Origin of the sequence: Streptomyces sp. M2CJ-2, assembly GCF_016757295.1 — a bacterium.
GTDB lineage: Bacteria > Actinomycetota > Actinomycetes > Streptomycetales > Streptomycetaceae > Streptomyces.
In genome coordinates this window covers 128,063-146,946 of the sequence record NZ_JAESIF010000012.1, presented here as the reverse complement: position 1 = coordinate 146,946, position 18,884 = coordinate 128,063, and the positions used below count along the sequence as shown (strand labels likewise).

The window sequence follows — 18,884 nt, the reverse complement described above, 5'->3', positions numbered from 1 at the left end:
CGGAAGCTAAGCCCCAGAGCGCCGATGGTACTGCAGGGGGGACCCTGTGGGAGAGTAGGACGCCGCCGAACAAATTGTGACAGGGTTGGACCCAGGACTTCGGTTCTGGGTCCAACCCTTTTTTGTTCTGCGTCACTTGAAGTTCACGTTGTGCCACGAACATCCATCCCATGGGTACTGCTGCACTGCTCAGGGCCGCCGGTGTCGGAGTCGGTGACGAGGTGGTCGTGTCCGCCTTCGGGAACGTGGAAGTCGTCGAGGCTGTCACCCTTGCAGGCGCGTTGCCGGTGTTCGCCGAGATAGATCCGGTGACTTACTGCCTCGCGCCGGCTGCTGTGGAAGCAGCCATAACTCCGCGGACGGCAGCCGTTGTTGCCGTCCACCGCTTCGGCAGGCAGGCCGACATCGCCCGGTTGCACACCCTCGGGCAGCGGCACGGCCTGCTGATACTGGAGCGCGGGGAGTCCGAGGGGTCGTACGACGAAATCGCTCGGCGCAGGGCGCGGGCGGCCTACCTCGATGCGAAACTGCGGGGTGTTCGCACGCCCGACGGTGGTGACGGGCACACCTACCAGCAGTACGTCGTGCGAGTGCCCGGGAACGGTCGCCCGGACCGGGATGCTTTTGCACAAGCCGTACGGGCCAAGGGGGTTGAGTGCAGGGTGCCGGTGAAGACGCCCGTGCACCGGCTGCCCGGGTTCCGGCGGTGCGTGTCTCTGCCCGAGACCGAGCGGGCCGTCGACGAGACGCTGGCCCTGCCTGTGGACGCCTCGCTGACCAAGCGGGACATGCAGCGTGTGGCGTCGGCCTGCAACGCGCTGGGCGGGTTGCTCCAGCCGGCTCTCTGAATCGTGGTTGGGAGCACAGGGCCGGTCAGGGTATGATCTATTCCGTTGCCACCGCGGGAAACCGCAGAGCGGTAACAGGCCCCTATAGCTCAGTCGGCAGAGCGTCTCCATGGTAAGGAGAAGGTCAACGGTTCGATTCCGTTTGGGGGCTCCGACAGAAAGGCCCCGCCCTCCCGGGCGGGGCCTTTCTCATGCCCTGGCTCTCAGTCCTGGTGGAGGCCCGGTACGCGCATGGCGAGGATCGCCATGTCGTCGGAAGGTGCGTCGGAGGCGAAGCGTTCCACGGCGCGCATGATGCGGGCGGCGACCGCGCCCGCGGTGAGGCCCGTGCAGGTCGTCAGGACCTCGGTGAGGCCGTCGTCGCCCAGCATGTTCAGACCCTCACGGCGCTCGGTGACACCGTCGGTGACGCACAGCAGGACGTCGCCCGGGTCGAGGGTGACCGTCTGCTCGTACAGATCCAGGTCCTCGAGGACGCCGAGGAGGGGCTGCGGTTCGGCGGCGGGTTCCACGGTGCCGTCCTGGCGCAGGCGCAGCGGGAGGGGGTGGCCCGCGCAGACCACCTTCAACTCCGCGCTGCCGTCCTCCTGCGGGCGCAGCTCGCCGTACAGGAGGGTGAGGAAGCGGCTGCGGGCGCCCTCGTCGAGGATGGCGGAGTTCAGGCGCTCGAGGACCGCCGGGCCGCTGAGGCCCTCGCGGGCCAGCAGCCTCAGGGCGTGCCGGGCCAGCCCGGTGACGGCCGCGGCGTTCGGGCCCGTACCGCAGACGTCGCCGATGGCGAAGCCGTAGGCGCCGTCGCTGATCGGGAACAGGTCGTAGAAGTCGCCGCCGACCTCGTTGCCCTCGCCGGCCGCGCGGTAGATGACCTCGACCTCGACGCCGTCGATCACGGGGAGTTCCGGCGGCAGGAGGCTGCGTTGGAGGGACTGGCTGATGGCCGTGCGCTCTGAGTAGAGGCGGGCGTTGTCCAGGGCCAGAGCGGCTCTGCGGGAGAGGTCCTCGGCGAGTTCCAGGATCTCCTGCCGGAAGTGTTCGTCGGTCGGTTTGCCGAGCGTCAGCATGCCGATGACGCGGTTGCGGGCGACCAGGGGGAGGACCACCGTCTCGCCGCCCACCGCGGCGGCCGTGGTGAGGGTGGGGCCGATGCCGGGGGTGACCTGGGTGCTCGGGCCGCCGCTCAGGCCGAGGCTGCGCATGGAGGTGCGCAGGGCCGCCTGATGGGCCACCTCGCCGGGCGCCGACCACACGCGGGCGCCGGGGGTGGGGACCGGGTCGGGCGGGGGCATCTTCGAGAGCAGGGACTTGATGCCGTCGATGAGTTCCTCGTCCTCGTGCAGGACGTAGGAGAGATACGGCTCGGAGGCCTGGTCGGCGATCGTGTAGACGGCGCACCAGGTGGCCAGGGTGGGAACGGTCATCTGGGCCATGAGCGCCAGGGTCTGATCGCGGTCCAGGGTGCCGGCCAGCAGGTCGGAGGCCTCGACGAGGAAGCTCAGTGAGCCGCGGCGCAGTCGTTCCAGCTCGCCCAGGCGGGCCGACTCGACGGCCAGGGCGATGCGGTCGGCGGCGAACTGGAGGCGTAGCGCCTCCTCGTTGGAGTATCTGCCTGCTCCCTCCGCGGCGACGCCGAGAGAGCCGGTGAGGCGGCCCTCGACCTTGAGCGGGACGGTGACGACCGAGCGCATGCCGGTGCCGTTGAGGAGGGGGACCGCGCCGGGCAGGGCCGCGAGGTCGTCGTGGACGGACGGCATCCGGGCGGAGCCGTAGCGGCCGGAGCCGGCCTCCACCGGGACGCGGGCGAAGCGCTGTCGGGCGGAGGGCAGGCCGGTGGAGGCGCGTACCTCGAGTTCGGTCTCGTCGTCGGTGGCGAGCAGGAGGAAGGCGGAGTCGCCGTCGAGCATGTCGCGGGCGCGTTCCACCGTGCGCTGGAGGAGGCTGTCGAGGTCGTCGGGGGCGGGTGAGCCGATGAACACCTCGAAGGGGTCGGTGCTCTGGTTCTCTGAGGTGTCGGAGGCGGGGGCCCGCAACGGGGTCTGCAGGACGGCCCGTTCGTGGTCCCTGACGAGGAGGCACACGGTGGACGGATCGCCGTCCGCGTCGCGGACGCGCAGGTGGGAGGCGTAGACGGGGGTCACTCGGCCGTGGGCGTCCCTTATGCCGTAGCTGCCTTCCCAGCGGGAGAGCTGGAGCGCCTCCGCGATGCCGGTGCCGGTGCCGGGAGTGTGCGGCCAGGCCGCGAGATCGGTGAGCGGCTTGCCGGTGACCTGGTCGGCTCTGTATCCGAAGAGTTCTTCCGCGTCTTCGTTCCAGGAGGAGATGGCGCCGATCCGGTCGATCTGCACGACGGCGACGCGGACCCGGGTGTCGGCGATGGGCAGGAGGTCGGACGGCAGTGCCGGACCGGCCGCGCGGGTGCCCACCGGGCGCTCGGGAATGTCGAGTTGGAACCAGACGGTCTTGTAGGTGGGGCTGTACTCCACGCCCCAGCGGTCGGCCAGGGCCGCGCAGAGCTGGAGGCCGCGTCCGCCCTCGCGGTCGGGGCTGCCCATGGTGGCGGCCGAGCCCTGGAGCGGCACTTCGCGTTCCGGATACCGGTCGGCCACCTCGATCCGTACGCCGTCGTCGCTGCGCAGGCACAGGAGGTCGGCGGAGGTGCCGGCGTGGACCACGGCGTTGGTGACGAGCTCACTGGTGAGGACCACGGCGTCGTCGATGACGTCGGCGAACCCCCATCCCTGGAGGGTGTCGCGGACGAAGGCGCGGGCGCTCGCGACCGAGCGCCCGACGGGCTCGAAGCTGGCGGCCGCGCGCGCGGTGATCACAGAACTCCTCGACCGGTTCTCTGCGAGCATGGTTCCACAGCCGACCGGTTCGTCCCGCTGGTGCGGCAGGCCGTTCGTCGGCCGTGGGTCCGGGGGCTGGTCCCCCGGGATCAGTCCGGTGGTCATGTGTGCGGCCGCCCTCCGATGCCCGCTCGACTCCGTGCCGGCCATCGCCCGGGCCGGACGGACCGGCGTGGCTGGACAGCCGCATGCAAGGTTACTTACCTTCGCGGTCCGAGCGGATACCGGTCTGCGGTGTTTCCGTCCGGAGGTGTCCGACGCTCGGAAGCTGTGCGGACGGTGTGCGAAGCTGCCGAACTGTTATGGCCTGGTTCGGTGGGGGTGAAACACTGGGCAGGCTTGTTGTTGCGAAGGTCAGGACGGGCGGGGTGTCTTCCGTGCCGGGCGGGCAGTGGCCCCGGGTGGCACCCCGGTCGGCCGGGCAGGTATCGCGGCAGTACGGGAACATGCACGAGTAAGCAGAGTAAACAGCAGAAACAGCTTTCACGGTCGCGCCGTGCGGTGTGCCCGAGCACAAGCAGTAACGGTCGACCCCTGCGGGAGGGACACAGTGGAGTCTGGCGCAGCGACGCGGGGCACGAACACGCGCGCGAAGGGCGGACGGTCCCTGAGTGGGCAGGGCAGGGCGCGAGGCGGGACCACCGAGGTGGACTCGGCGGCCCTGAACCGTTTGATGGCGGCTCTGGTGGCGATGCGGGACGGCAACTTCCGCAAGCGGCTCACGGTGTCCGGTGACGGCCCGATGTCGGAGATCGCCGCGGTTTTCAACGAGGTGGCCGACCGCAATCTTCATCTGACGGGTGAACTGGCGCGGGTGCGGCGCATGGTGGGGCGTGAGGGGAAGCTCACCGAGCGCCTGGAGACGGGGCCCTGCGAGGGCTCCTGGTCGACCGCGATCGACAACTCGAACGCGCTGGTGGACGATTTGGCACGGCCCGTTTCCGAGGTCAGCCGGGTGCTGTCGGCGGTGGCCGAGGGTGATCTGTCGCCGCGGATGGAGTTGCGGACGCAGGTCACCGACGGATCGGGGCAGCCGCTGCGCGGAGAGTTCCTGAAGGTCGGCCGTACCGTCAACAACCTGGTCGACCAGCTGTCGAGCTTCACCGACGAGGTCACCCGCGTGGCCAGCGAGGTCGGTACCGAGGGCAAGCTGGGCGGTCAGGCCCGGGTGCGCGGCATGTCCGGTTCGTGGAAGGACCTCACGGACTCGGTCAACACCATGGCGGAGCGGCTGACGGCGCAGGTGCGCGACATCGCGCTGGTGACGACGGCGGTCGCCCGCGGCGACCTGTCACGCAAGGTCACCGTGCACGTCGAAGGCGAGATGCTGGAGCTGAAGAACACCGTCAACACGATGGTGGACCAGCTCTCGGCGTTCTCCTCCGAGGTGACGCGCGTCGCGCGCGAGGTGGGCACCGAGGGCGCGCTGGGCGGGCAGGCACAGGTGCCCGGGGTGGACGGCGTGTGGAAGGAACTCACCGATTCGGTGAACACCATGGCCGGGAACCTGACGGCCCAGGTGCGCGGGATCGCGGAGGTGACGACCGCCGTCGCCAACGGCGACCTGTCGCGGAAGGTGACCGTACCGGCGCGCGGCGAGGTCGCTCAGCTCGCCGAGACGATCAACCAGATGACCGAGACGCTGCGGATCTTCGCGGACGAGGTGACCCGGGTCGCCAACGAGGTCGGGGCCGAGGGACAGTTGGGCGGTCAGGCGAACGTGCCGGGCGCCGCCGGTACCTGGAAGGACCTGACGGACTCCGTCAACACCGTGTTCCGGAACCTGACCACCCAGGTGAGGGACATCGCCGCCGTGACGACGGCGGTGGCCAACGGTGACCTGTCGCAGAAGGTCACCGTGGACGTGGCCGGCGAGATGCTGGAGCTGAAGAACACCGTCAACACGATGGTGGACCAGCTGTCCTCCTTCGGCGCCGAGGTCACGCGGGTGGCGCGCGAGGTCGGTGTCGAGGGTGAGCTGGGCGGTCAGGCGCAGGTGCCGGGGGCGGCGGGTACCTGGAAGGACCTGACGGACTCCGTCAACACCGCGTTCCGCAACCTCACCGGTCAGGTGAGGAACATCGCCCAGGTCACGACGGCGGTGGCCAACGGTGACCTGTCGCAGAAGGTCACCGTCGATGTCTCCGGCGAGATGCTTCAGCTGAAGAACACCGTCAACACGATGGTGGACCAGCTGTCGAGCTTCGCCGACCAGGTCACGCGCATGGCCCGGGACGTGGGCACGGAGGGCCGCCTGGGCGGTCAGGCCCGCGTGGACGGCGTGTCGGGCACCTGGAAGGAACTCACCGACTCCGTCAACTCGATGGCGTCCAATCTGACCGGCCAGGTGCGCAACATCGCCCAGGTCACGACGGCGGTGGCCCGGGGCGACCTGTCGCAGAAGATCACCGTGGACGCGCGCGGCGAGATCCTGGAGCTGAAGAACACCGTCAACACGATGGTGGACCAGCTGTCGAGCTTCGCCGACCAGGTCACGCGGGTGGCCCGGGAGGTGGGTACGGAAGGCCGGCTCGGAGGCCAGGCGCAGGTGCCCGGTGTCGCCGGGGTGTGGCGCGACCTCACCGACTCCGTGAACGGCATGGCCGGCAATCTCACCGCGCAGGTGAGGAACATCGCCCAGGTGGCGACGGCGGTGGCCCGGGGCGACCTGTCGCAGAAGATCACCGTGGACGCGCGCGGCGAGATCCTGGAGCTGAAGAACACCCTGAACACGATGGTGGACCAGCTGTCGTCGTTCGCCGAGGAAGTCACGCGGGTGGCCCGGGAGGTGGGCACCGAGGGCCAGCTCGGCGGCCAGGCCGAGGTGCAGGGCGTCTCCGGCACCTGGAAGGACCTCACCCAGTCGGTGAACGGCATGGCGAACAACCTGACCCTCCAGGTGCGCAACATCGCCGAGGTCACCACCGCGGTGGCCCGGGGCGATCTGTCGAAGAAGATCACCGTCGACGCCAAGGGCGAGATCCTCGAGCTCGTCACCACCGTCAACACGATGGTGGACCAGCTGTCGAGCTTCGCCGAGCAGGTGACCAGGGTGGCGCGTGAGGTGGGCACCGAGGGCATCCTCGGCGGCCAGGCCCACGTGCCCGGGGTCACGGGCATCTGGAAGGACCTGAGCGACAACGTCAACCTGATGGCCAAGAACCTCACCACCCAGGTGCGGAACATCTCCGAGGTCTCCGCCGCGGTCGCCAGCGGTGACCTGACGCGACAGGTCACCATCGAGGCGCGCGGTGAGCTGGCGCAGCTCGCCGACACCATCAACATCATGGTGCGGACGCTGAGTTCGTTCGCCGAGCAGGTCACCAAGGTGGCCCGCGAGGTGGGTACGGACGGCATCCTCGGCGGTCAGGCGCACGTGCCGGGTGTGGCCGGTACGTGGAAGGACCTCACCGAGTCGGTGAACGGGATGGCGTCCAACCTGACCGGTCAGGTGCGCAACATCGCCATGGTGACCACGGCCATCGCCAAGGGTGACCTGACGAAGAAGATCGACATCGACGCGCGGGGCGAGATCCTCGAGCTGAAGACCACCATCAACACGATGGTGGACCAGCTGTCCTCGTTCGCCGAGGAGGTCACGCGGGTGGCGCGCGAGGTGGGCACCGAGGGGCAGCTCGGCGGTCAGGCACGTGTGCGGGACGTCGACGGCACCTGGCGGGACCTGACCGAGTCCGTGAACGAGATGGCCGGGAACCTGACCCGGCAGGTGCGGGCCATCGCCCGCGTGGCGACCGCGGTGACCCGCGGCGACCTGAACCTGAAGATCGACGTGGACGCGTCCGGGGAGATCCAGGAACTCCAGGACAACATCAACAAGATGATCGCCAACCTGCGCGACACCACGATCGCCAACAAGCAGCAGGACTGGCTGAAGGGCAATCTGGCCCGCATCTCCGCGCTGATGCAGGGCCGCCGGGACCTGGAGGACGTGGCCTCGCTGATCATGAGCGAGCTGACGCCCGTGGTCTCCGCGCAGCACGGCGCGTTCTTCCTCTCGATGCCGCTGGTCGACGGGGAGGACGTGAGCGTCACCGAGGACGACCAGTACGAGCTGCGCATGCTCGGTTCGTACGGTTACTCGCTGGGCTCCATGCCGACGTCTTTCCGGCCCGGTGAGGGGCTCATCGGGACGGCCGCCATCGAGAAGCGCACGATTCTGGTGGAGAACGCGCCCAGCGGCTACCTGAAGATCTCCTCGGGGCTCGGGGAGGCACCGCCGGCCCAGGTGATCGTGCTTCCGGTGCTGTTCGAGGGGACCGTGCTGGGCGTCATCGAACTGGCCTCCTTCACTCCGTTCACGCACATCCAGAAGGACTTCCTGAACCAGATCGCCGAGATGATCGCGACGAGCGTCAACACCATCTCGGTGAACACCAAGACGGAGCTGCTGCTGGCTCAGTCGCAGGAGCTGACCGAACAACTCCGTGAACGCTCGGCTGAGTTGGAGCAGCGGCAGAAGGCGCTGCAGGCGTCCAACGCCGAACTGGAGGAAAAGGCCGAGCTGTTGGCGCGGCAGAACCGCGACATCGAGGTGAAGAACACCGAGATCGAGGAGGCACGGCAGGTCCTGGAGGAGCGCGCCGAGCAACTCGCGGTCTCCATGCGCTACAAGAGCGAGTTCCTGGCCAACATGTCGCACGAGCTGCGGACGCCGCTCAACTCCCTGCTGATCCTGGCCAAGCTGCTCGCCGACAACGCCGAGGGGAACCTCTCCCCGAAGCAGGTCGAGTTCGCCGAGACCATCCACGGTGCGGGCTCCGACCTGCTGCAGCTGATCAACGACATCCTCGACCTGTCGAAGGTCGAGGCGGGCAAGATGGACGTCTCCCCGACGCGTATCGCGCTCGTCCAGCTCGTGGACTACGTGGAGGCCACCTTCCGGCCGCTGACCGCGGAGAAGGGCCTGGACCTGTCGGTCAGGGTCTCCCCGGAGCTGCCGGCCACGCTGCACACCGACGAGCAGCGACTGCTCCAGGTGCTGCGCAACCTGCTGTCGAACGCGGTGAAGTTCACCGACTCCGGCTCGGTCGAGCTGGTCATCCGGCCGGCCCGGGACGACGTTCCGCAGGCCATCCGGGAGCAGTTGCTGGAGGCCGGTTCGCTGACCGACCCGGACGCCGACCTGATCGCGTTCTCGGTGTCCGACACGGGCATCGGGATCGCCTCCAGCAAGATGCGGGTGATCTTCGAGGCGTTCAAGCAGGCGGACGGCACGACCAGCCGCAAGTACGGCGGTACGGGGCTCGGTCTGTCCATCTCGAGGGAGATCGCGCAACTGCTCGGCGGTGAGATCCACGCGCAGAGCGAACCGGGCCGCGGCTCCACGTTCACGCTGTATCTCCCGCTGTACCCGAGCGAGTTGCCCCCGCACGGTTACCAGCAGTCCATGCCGACGTTGGAGAGCGGCGGTCCGGCGGCGTCGGCGGCGTCCGCCGACCCGGCGGTCGCGACACCGGTCGAGGTGACGTCGTACCGGGAGACCCAGAACGGTCCGGCCGCGCTGTTCCGGCGGCGCCGCAGGCCGCTGCCCCAGCTGGACCGGGGACCCACGCCGCAGGCCTCCGAGCAGGGGGCCGGCACGGAGCAGGAACAGGAGCCGGCGGCCCGGTCGCACCGCGGTATCCGGTTCGGCGGGCAGAAGGTGCTCATCGTCGACGACGACATCCGCAACGTGTTCGCGCTGACCAGCGTCCTGGAGCAGCACGGCCTCTCCGTGCTGTACGCGGAGAACGGCCGCGAGGGCATCGAGGTGCTGGAGCAGCACGACGACGTGGCGGTCGTCCTGATGGACATCATGATGCCCGAGATGGACGGTTACGCGACGACGACGGCGATCCGTCGGATGCCGCAGTTCGCGGGGCTCCCGATCATCGCGCTCACCGCGAAGGCGATGAAGGGCGACCGTGAGAAGGCGATCGAGTCGGGAGCCTCCGACTACGTGACGAAGCCCGTCGACCCCGATCACCTGCTGTCGGTGATGCAGGAGTGGATGAGGGGGGCCTGAGGGCGACACCACGGGAGGAGGGGGCGCGTGGGCGGCGCCCCCTCGGCGTGCGATGGTGGTGGAAGGCTTCGCCGCGCACGGGGAATCGTTGTCTTGGTGTGCGCGAAGTTGTGTAGAAGTACGTGATCCGGGGAACCTTCTGGTCTCCTGCCGCGTTTTCGCTACGTGCACAGTGACATCACGGTGACAGGGTGTGGCGACAGGCGGGGTGCGGCTACGATGACCGGCACAAGGACGGGCGGCGCAAGGGAGTCGTCCCCTGGGGCGGCACCCGCCGGTGTCCATCCAGGTCCTGCGGACAGGGGAGGCCCCAAGCCGGGGCGAGGAGGGCGGGCCATGGTGCAGAAGGCCAAGATCCTCCTGGTCGATGACCGGCCGGAGAATCTGCTGGCGCTGGAGGCGATCCTCTCGGCGCTCGATCAGACGCTGGTACGGGCATCGTCCGGGGAGGAAGCGCTCAAGGCACTGCTCACGGATGATTTCGCGGTCATCCTGCTGGATGTCCAGATGCCGGGCATGGACGGCTTCGAGACCGCGGCGCACATCAAGCGGCGGGAGCGGACCCGGGACATCCCGATCATCTTCCTCACCGCGATCAACCACGGCCCGCACCACACCTTCCGCGGCTACGCGGCAGGTGCGGTCGACTACATCTCCAAGCCGTTCGACCCGTGGGTGCTGCGCGCGAAGGTCTCGGTGTTCGTCGATCTGTACATGAAGAACTGCCAGCTGAGGGAGCAGGCGGGGCTGCTGCGACTCCAGTTGGAGGGCGACGAGAAGGAGGCCGGGGAACAGAAGGAACCCGTCGGCCTGCTCGCCGAACTCTCCGCGCGGCTCGCGGCTGTCGAGGAACAGGCCGAGGCCCTGACCAAGCAGCTCAACGACGAATCGACCGACGCTGCCGCGGTGGCCACGGCGGCCCACCTGGAGCGCAAGCTCACGGGGTTGCGGCGCGCGTTGGACGCGCTGGAGCCGGGCACGGGCCCCGCGTCGCCTGTACCGTCGCAGAACTGACCGGCAGGGCACGGCTCTTGCCGCCCGCCCGGCGCGGCCCCGGGGTGAGGCGGCGTCAGTTCGGCGCCTCCGTCGAAGCGACACGAACGGGTGAAGCATCTGGCACGCGTGTCCACAGGCGTCTCCACCGGTAACCTCACCCCCATGGCCTCACGTCCCTCCGCCGCCAAGAAGCCACCCGCGAAGAAGGCGGCTGCTTCCGCGAAGGCTCCGGCGAAGAAGGCCGCTGCCAGGAAGCCGCCCGCGAAGAAGACCACGGCCAGGAAAGCCACTACGGCCAAGAAGGCCGCGGCGAGGAAACCCGCGCCCAAACCGGCTCCCAGCCCGACGGGCGGCGTCTACCGCCTGGTGCGCGCCTTGTGGCTCGGCCTGGCGCACGCCGTCGGGGCGGTCTTCCGCGGTATAGGGCAGGGCGCCAGGAACCTCGACCCCGCCCACCGCAAGGACGGCCTCGCGCTGCTGCTGCTCGGCATCGGACTCGTCGTCGCCGCGGGCACCTGGGCCGACCTCGAGGGGCCCGTGGGCGACCTCGTGGAGATCCTGGTCACCGGTGCCTTCGGTCGGCTCGACCTGCTGGTGCCGATCCTGGTCGGGGTCGTCGCCGTGCGCATCATCCGGCACCCGGAGAAGCCGGAGGCCAACGGCCGCATCGTCATCGGCCTGTCGGCCCTCCTCATCGGGGTGCTCGGACAGATCCACATCGCCTGCGGCTCGCCCGCCCGCAGCGACGGCATGCACGCCGTGCGGGACGCCGGCGGGCTCATCGGCTGGGGCGTGTCCACACCGCTGTCGTACACCGTGACCGATGTGCTCGCCGTGCCCCTGCTGGTCCTGCTCACCGTCTTCGGTCTGCTGGTCGTCACGGCCACCCCGGTCAACGCCGTCCCGCAGCGGCTGCGGCTGCTCGGCACCAAGCTGGGGCTCGTCCACGACCGGACGCCGGAGGAGTACGGCGAGTACGGCGATGACGACGAGCGCTACGAGGAGCAGTGGCGCGAGGCGTTGCCCGGGAGCCGCCGCGGCCGCGGACGGGCGCCCCAGGAGTACGGCCCCGACATCCCCGACAGCGCGGAGCGGGAAGCGCTCTCCCGGCGACGCTCCCGCCCGCGCCGGTCCGCGGTGCCGCAGCCCGACACGAACCGGCCGATGGACGCCGTGGACGTGGCCGCCGCTGCCGCCGCCGCGCTCGACGGTGCCGTACTGCACGGGATGCCGCCCTCGCCGATCGTCGCCGACCTCACCCAGGGCGTACGCGTGGGGGACCGCGAGCCGACCACGCCGACACCGGTTCCGGCCGCCCGTCCCCGGCAGGAGAAGCCGAGGGAGGACGAGCCGAGGCAGGAGAGGCCCGAGGCGGGGGTCCTGGACATGACGAAGGCGCCGCCCGTCGAACCCCGAGACCTGCCCGCCCGCGCGGAGCAGCTCCAGCTCTCCGGTGACATCACCTACTCGCTGCCCTCGCTCGACCTGCTCACCCGCGGCGGTCCGGGCAAGGCGCGCAGCGCGGCCAACGACGCCATAGTCGAAGCCCTGCGGAAGGTCTTCACCGAGTTCAAGGTGGACGCCGCCGTCACCGGCTTCACCCGCGGCCCGACGGTCACCCGCTATGTCGTGGAACTCGGCCCGGCCGTGAAGGTCGAGCGGGTGACCGCGCTGACCAAGAACATCGCGTACGCCGTGGCCAGCCCGGACGTGCGGATCATCAGCCCGATCCCGGGCAAGTCCGCGGTCGGCATCGAGATCCCCAACACCGACCGGGAGATGGTCAACCTCGGTGACGTGCTGCGCCTCGCGGAGTCCGCCGAGGACGACGATCCGATGCTGGTCGCCTTCGGCAAGGACGTCGAAGGCGGCTACGTGATGGACTCGCTGGCGAAGATGCCGCACATGCTGGTCGCCGGCGCCACCGGCTCCGGCAAGTCGTCCTGCATCAACTGCCTGATCACCTCGGTCATGATGCGGGCGACCCCGGAGGACGTCCGGATGATCCTGGTCGACCCCAAGCGCGTGGAACTCACCGCCTACGAGGGCATCCCGCACCTGATCACACCGATCATCACCAACCCCAAGCGGGCCGCCGAGGCGCTCCAGTGGGTCGTACGCGAGATGGATCTGCGCTACGACGACCTCGCCGCCTACGGCTACCGGCACATCGACGACTTCAACCGCGCGGTGCGCGAGGGCAAGGCCAAACCACCCGAGGGCAGCGAGCGGGAGCTCCAGCCGTACCCCTACCTGCTGGTGATCGTCGACGAGCTGGCCGACCTGATGATGGTCGCCCCGCGCGACGTCGAGGACGCCATCGTGCGCATCACGCAGCTCGCGCGGGCGGCCGGCATCCACCTGGTGCTCGCCACGCAGCGTCCCTCGGTCGACGTCGTCACCGGTCTGATCAAGGCCAACGTGCCCTCCCGGCTCGCGTTCGCCACCTCCTCGCTCGCGGACTCGCGGGTCATCCTCGACCAGCCCGGTGCCGAGAAGCTGATCGGCAAGGGCGACGGGCTGTTCCTTCCGATGGGCGCGAACAAACCCACGCGCATGCAGGGCGCGTTCGTGACCGAGGAGGAGGTCTCGGCCGTCGTCCAGCACTGCAAGGACCAGATGGCGCCCGTCTTCCGCGAGGACGTCGTCGTCGGGACCAAGCAGAAGAAGGAGATCGACGAGGACATCGGCGACGACCTCGACCTGCTGTGCCAGGCGGCCGAACTGGTCGTCTCCACCCAGTTCGGGTCGACGTCCATGCTCCAGCGCAAGCTGCGCGTCGGCTTCGCCAAGGCCGGCCGGCTCATGGACCTCATGGAGTCCCGGAACATCGTCGGGCCGAGCGAGGGTTCGAAGGCGCGTGACGTTCTTGTGAAGGCCGAAGAGCTGGATGGAGTGCTCGCGCTGATCCGGGGGGAGTCTGAAGGGTAGGAGGGACGCGGCCGTTGCTCCGCGGCAGCCGGACGGCGGATCGTGACCCACCCGTGAGGGATCACCGCGCAACCGTTTCCCTTCGGCGTACGTCAACGTGAGGGAAGTGCCAAACCGCAGGTCCACCATCGGCATGTCGGGCCATTCCGATGGCGTACAAAGTCCTACCGCCCGGTTGCCCCACCCTTTTGTCATCCCCCTAGACTGAACCTCCAGCACAGGTGGCTACACGCTCGAAAGGCGCCCCCGTGTCCATCGGCAACTCTCCTGAAGACGAGCGTCCGTTCGAAGACGTATCCGAGGAAGCCCGCCCCTCCGTCGGCCGTGTGCTGCAGCAGGCACGCATCGCCGCCGGCCTCACCGTCGACGACGTCACCACCGCCACCCGGGTCCGTATCGCCATCGTGCGCGCCATCGAGGCAGACGACTTCGAGCCCTGCGGCGGCGACGTCTACGCGCGCGGGCACATCCGGAGCCTGGCCAGGGCCGTGCAGCTCGACCCCGACCCGCTGATCGCCCAGTACGAGGCCGAGCACGGAGGCCGCCCGGCCCCCACCCCGGCCGCCCCCCTGTTCGAGGCGGAACGCATCCGCCCGGAGCGGCGCGGCCCCAACTGGACCGCGGCCATGGTCGCCGCGATCGTCGTCGTGGTCGGCTTCGTCGGATTCACCATGGTCAAGGGCGGAGACGACGGCGGCAAGGGGAACGTCGCCGACGGTGCCACCCCCAGCGCGTCCGCCTCGCCCACCCCCACGTCCGAGAAGCCCGCCGCCCCCGAGCCGGAACCCTCGGACAGCGCCATCGCGGCCGCGCCGCAGGACAAGGTGACCGTCAAGGTGAGCGCCCCCGACGGGCGTAGCTGGATCTCCGCCAAGGACCACAGCGGTCGGCTGCTCTTCGACGGGCTGCTCAAGCAGGGCGACTCCAAGACCTTCCAGGACAGCACGAAGATCAACCTGGTGCTCGGCGACGCCGGCGCGATCGACCTCTTCGTCAACGGCAAGAAGATCGAGGACGACTGGCAGCCGGGGGCCGTGGAGCGCCTCACGTACACGAAGGGCGACCCGCAGGCCGGATAGCCGGATGCGGACGATGCCCCGTCGGCGGGGTCGGCCCGGATCGGCCAACCCCGTCGATGAGGGGTGCCGGCGGGACGAAGTAGTCTTGAGCCCATGCCTGAACGCCGCACCGTCGCACTCGTCACCCTTGGCTGCGCCCGTAACGAGGTGGACTCGGAGGAGCTCGCAGGCCGTTTGGAGGCGGACGGCTGGCAGCTCGTGGAGGACGCCGGAGAAGCGGACGTCGCCGTCGTGAACACCTGCGGCTTCGTCGAAGCCGCCAAGAAGGACTCCGTCGACGCCCTCCTGGAGGCCAACGACCTCAAGGGTCACGGAAGAACACAGGCCGTGGTGGCGGTGGGCTGCATGGCCGAGCGGTACGGCAAGGAACTGGCCGAGGCGCTCCCCGAGGCCGACGGCGTGCTCGGCTTCGACGACTACACCGACATCTCGGACCGTCTCCAGACCATCCTCAACGGCGGCATCCACGCCTCCCACACCCCCCGCGACCGGCGCAAGCTGCTGCCGATCAGCCCCGCCGAGCGCCAGGAGTCCGCCACGTCCGTCGCGCTCCCGGGGCACGGCCCAGTGGACCTCCCCGACGGCGTCGCCCCGGCTTCCGGACCCCGCGCGCCCCTGAGGCGCCGGCTGGACGGCACCCCGGTCGCCTCGGTGAAGCTCGCCTCCGGCTGTGACCGGCGCTGCTCCTTCTGCGCCATCCCGTCCTTCCGCGGCTCCTTCATCTCGCGCCGCCCGAGCGACGTGCTGAACGAGACGCGGTGGCTGGCCGAGCAGGGCGTGAAGGAGATCATGCTGGTCTCCGAGAACAACACCTCCTACGGCAAGGACCTCGGCGACATCCGCCTCCTGGAGTCCCTGCTGCCCGAGCTCGCCGAGGTCGACGGCATCGAGCGGGTCCGCGTCAGCTACCTCCAGCCCGCCGAGATGCGCCCCGGCCTGATCGACGTACTGACCTCCACGCCGGGGGTCGTCCCGTACTTCGACCTGTCCTTCCAGCACTCCGCGCCCGACGTGCTGCGCGCGATGCGCCGCTTCGGCGACACCGACCGCTTCCTGGAGCTCCTCGACACCATCCGGAGCAAGGCGCCGCAGGCCGGTGTGCGCTCCAACTTCATCGTCGGCTTCCCCGGCGAGTCCGAGGCCGACCTCGCCGAGCTCGAGCGGTTCCTGAACCACGCCCGGCTGGACGCCATCGGTGTCTTCGGTTACTCCGACGAGGAGGGCACCGAAGCGGCGACGTACGAGCACAAGCTGGACGAGGACGTCGTCGCCGAGCGGCTGGCGCACGTCTCCCGGATGGCCGAGGAACTCGTCTCGCAGCGAGCCGAGGAACGGGTCGGCGAGACCGTACACGTGCTGGTGGAGTCCGTCGACGACGAGGAGGGCGTGTACGGGCGGGCGGCGCACCAGGCCCCCGAGACGGACGGCCAGGTGCTGCTCACGAGCGGCACGGGTCTGCGACCGGGCCGTATGGTCGAGGCGAAGGTCGTCGGCACGGAAGGTGTCGACCTGGTGGCCGAGCCGCTCTTCCAGGGTTCGCCCGCGTTGAGTCAGGAGGCTGGCAGATGACGGGTGTCCCGGCGTCCGCGGCGGGAGGCCCCTCCGGCGCGAGGAGGGCGTCGGCGAGTTCGGCGGGCCGTCCGAGGGCCGGTGGGACCGCGGGCGGTGACGCCTCCCGGACCTCGGTTTCCGGCGGCATGACCGACCGTGTCCCAGGCGGCAACGGCAATGGCCCCGGCAACGACGACCGTGACCGTGACGGGCAGTCGGCACGGGGCGGGAAGATCACGGCGGCGGCCGTGAACCAGGCCAGCGTCTGGAACGTCGCCAACCTGCTCACCATGCTCCGGCTGGTGCTCGTACCGGCATTCGTCGCCCTCATGCTCGCCGACGGCGGGTACGACCCGGCCTGGCGCGCGTTCGCATGGGCGGCCTTCGCCGTCGCCATGATCACCGACCTGTTCGACGGCCATCTGGCGCGCGCCTACGACCTCGTCACCGACTTCGGCAAGATCGCCGACCCCATCGCCGACAAGGCGATCATGGGAGCGGCGCTGATCTGCCTCTCCGCGCTGGGCGACCTCCCCTGGTGGGTCACCGGCGTCATCCTCGGCCGGGAACTCGGCGTCACCCTGCTGCGTTTCCTGGTCATCCGCCACGGCGTGATCCCGGCAAGTCGCGGGGGCAAGCTCAAGACCCTCACTCAGGGCGTGGCTGTCGGCATGTACGTGCTGGCGTTGACCGGGTGGCTGGCCACCCTGCGGTTCTGGGTGATGGCGGCGGCCGTCGTGCTCACCGTCGTGACCGGACTCGACTATGTGAGGCAAGCCATGGTGCTGCGCAGGAAGGGAATCATCGAGCGCGAAGCGGCGTTGAAAGAGCCGGAAGCTTGAGTTCCCGGGCTGCCGAAGTGGTGCGACTACTCACCGTCAAGGGTGGGACGCTCGCCGTCGCCGAGTCGCTCACCGGCGGTCTGGTCGCGGCGGAGATCACCTCCGTACCCGGAGCGTCGAAGGTCTTCCGCGGCTCGGTGACGGCCTACGCCACCGACCTGAAGCACGAACTGCTCGGCGTCGACGCCACCCTGCTGGCGCAGCGCGGAGCGGTGGATCCGCAGGTGGCGGCCGAGATGGCGGCCGGCGTCCGCAAGGCGCTGGGCGCCGACTGGGGCATCGCGACCACGGGGGTCGCCGGCCCGGATCCCCAGGACGGGCAACCCGTCGGGACGGTCTACGTGGCGGTGTCCGGGCCGTCGGTGACGGATTCCGTTTTTGCCGGTGGCGGAAAAGTGGAGCATCTGCGATTGAACGGCGACCGGGCGGAAATTCGTATGGAGAGTGTACGGAGCGTACTCGCACTGCTTCTCGGGGAGCTTGCGGGCGAACAGACCGGGAATGAGCGGGCACAGGATACGGAACGAAACGGGGGGTTTTGATGTTTGCAGCCCAGAGTGAAAACGACATCGCTCCCCGCACGGCCGCAGCGCAAGGCGGTACGGTGGGGCGAGAAGGATCCGGATACACGGCCCGAGGAGGGAGCCACCGATGATTCTGCTCCGTCGCCTGCTGGGTGACGTGCTGCGTCGGCAGCGCCAACGTCAGGGCCGTACTCTGCGCGAAGTCTCCTCGTCCGCCCGAGTCTCACTCGGCTATCTCTCCGAGGTGGAGCGGGGGCAGAAGGAGGCTTCCTCCGAGCTGCTCTCCGCGATCTGCGACGCGCTGGACGTACGGATGTCCGAGCTCATGCGGGAAGTGAGCGACGAGCTCGCCCTCGCCGAGCTGGCCCGGTCGGCTGCGGCGACCCCCAGCGAACCCGTGCCCGCGTCGGTCCGTCCGATGCTGGGTTCCGTCTCGGTGGCCGGCGTGCCACCGGAGCGGGTGACCATCAAGGCGCCCGCCGAGGCGGTCGACGTCGTCGCCGCCTGAGCGGTGTGAAGGTGTGAGAGGCCCCGGCCGGGGTCCTTCCGGAAGAACCGGAGGGGCGCCGCCGGGGTTTTCGCTTGCCCACGGCTTCCCGTTGCGTGCGTTTGCCGGTCCGGTGTGTGGCGGCGATGGTTGAGGGAACGAGGGAGAAATCCACACGCGGTGACCAGCCTTGGAGGCGCGGATGTACGTCGTGAAGAGCCCGTTGTCCGACGAGAACCTGAAGACCGTGTCCGAGGCGCTCCAGGGAGCCCTCGTCGACCTGGTGGACCTCGCTCTGGTGGCGAAGCAGATCCACTGGAATGTCGTCGGGCAGCGCTTCCGCTCCGTGCACCTGCAGCTCGACGAGGTGGTGTCCCTCGCGCGGACCCACTCCGACACCGTGGCGGAGCGCGCCGCGGCACTGGGTGTCTCACCCGACGGGCGCGCCGCGACGGTGGCCGTCGGCAGCGGCATCGGGGTGACGCCCGAGGGCTGGGTCGACGACACGGCCGCGGTGGGCGCCATGGTGGACGCCCTGGGCGCGGTGATCGAGCGGATGCGCGAGCGGGTCGGTGCGACCGCCGAGCCGGACCCGGTGAGCCAGGACATCCTCATCTCGGCGACGGCGGATCTCGAGAAGCAGCACTGGATGTTCCAGGCCGAGAACGGGTGACGTGGCCCCGGGCGCTGTGCTGAGCGGCGGGGCGGGCGTGCGGCACACGGGGCACACGGGGCGTACGCGGCCTGTGGCGGCGCGG

General features: G+C 69.6%; 11 protein-coding genes and 1 tRNA gene. 11 read left to right on the top strand and 1 reads right to left on the bottom strand.

The features are described from left to right. Positions 1-185: 185 nt before the first annotated feature. A complete protein-coding gene (locus JL475_RS13095) occupies positions 186-848 on the top strand; it encodes a DegT/DnrJ/EryC1/StrS family aminotransferase (protein WP_202277766.1) in 663 nt (220 codons plus the stop codon). A 78-nt stretch (positions 849-926) separates the two neighbouring features. Then, positions 927-999 (top strand) — tRNA-Thr (locus JL475_RS13090). 52 nt (positions 1,000-1,051) lie between these two features. Here JL475_RS13090 and JL475_RS13085 read toward each other — a convergent pair. Then, positions 1,052-3,796: a SpoIIE family protein phosphatase gene (locus tag JL475_RS13085; RefSeq protein ID WP_202277759.1), complete on the bottom strand. Its 2,745-nt coding sequence runs from the start codon at positions 3,794-3,796 to the stop codon at positions 1,052-1,054. 445 nt (positions 3,797-4,241) lie between these two features. Here JL475_RS13085 and JL475_RS13080 point away from each other — a divergent pair, with 445 nt between their 5' ends. The 9 genes from JL475_RS13080 (at position 4,242) to JL475_RS13040 (ending at position 18,799) form a co-directional block, all read left to right on the top strand. After that, on the top strand, positions 4,242-9,716 hold the full coding sequence (locus tag JL475_RS13080) for a HAMP domain-containing protein (protein WP_202277758.1): 5,475 nt from the start codon (positions 4,242-4,244) through the stop codon (positions 9,714-9,716). A 336-nt stretch (positions 9,717-10,052) separates the two neighbouring features. Then, on the top strand, positions 10,053-10,730 hold the full coding sequence (locus tag JL475_RS13075) for a two-component system response regulator (protein WP_202277757.1): 678 nt from the start codon (positions 10,053-10,055) through the stop codon (positions 10,728-10,730). A gap of 144 nt (positions 10,731-10,874) precedes the next feature. Further along, a complete protein-coding gene (locus tag JL475_RS13070; protein ID WP_202277756.1) occupies positions 10,875-13,643 on the top strand; it encodes a DNA translocase FtsK in 2,769 nt (922 codons plus the stop codon). A 248-nt stretch (positions 13,644-13,891) separates the two neighbouring features. Next, the gene (locus JL475_RS13065) at positions 13,892-14,722 is read left to right on the top strand and encodes a helix-turn-helix domain-containing protein (protein WP_202277755.1); all 831 of its coding nucleotides are present in this window, start codon (positions 13,892-13,894) and stop codon (positions 14,720-14,722) included. A gap of 93 nt (positions 14,723-14,815) precedes the next feature. After that, positions 14,816-16,291, top strand: a complete 1,476-nt coding sequence (rimO, locus tag JL475_RS13060; protein ID WP_202277754.1) for a 30S ribosomal protein S12 methylthiotransferase RimO — start codon at positions 14,816-14,818, stop codon at positions 16,289-16,291. Further along, positions 16,288-17,115: a CDP-diacylglycerol--glycerol-3-phosphate 3-phosphatidyltransferase gene (pgsA, locus tag JL475_RS13055; protein WP_202277753.1), complete on the top strand. Its 828-nt coding sequence runs from the start codon at positions 16,288-16,290 to the stop codon at positions 17,113-17,115. Before rimO ends, pgsA begins: the two co-directional genes overlap by 4 nt. Beyond that, positions 17,112-17,657 carry a CinA family protein gene (locus JL475_RS13050; RefSeq protein ID WP_202277752.1) on the top strand — a complete coding sequence of 182 codons (546 nt, stop codon included), beginning with the start codon at positions 17,112-17,114 and terminating at the stop codon, positions 17,655-17,657. Before pgsA ends, JL475_RS13050 begins: the two co-directional genes overlap by 4 nt. A gap of 109 nt (positions 17,658-17,766) precedes the next feature. Next, on the top strand, positions 17,767-18,147 hold the full coding sequence (locus JL475_RS13045; RefSeq protein ID WP_202277751.1) for a helix-turn-helix domain-containing protein: 381 nt from the start codon (positions 17,767-17,769) through the stop codon (positions 18,145-18,147). A gap of 181 nt (positions 18,148-18,328) precedes the next feature. After that, positions 18,329-18,799, top strand: a complete 471-nt coding sequence (locus tag JL475_RS13040) for a Dps family protein (RefSeq protein ID WP_202277750.1) — start codon at positions 18,329-18,331, stop codon at positions 18,797-18,799. Positions 18,800-18,884 lie beyond the last annotated feature (85 nt).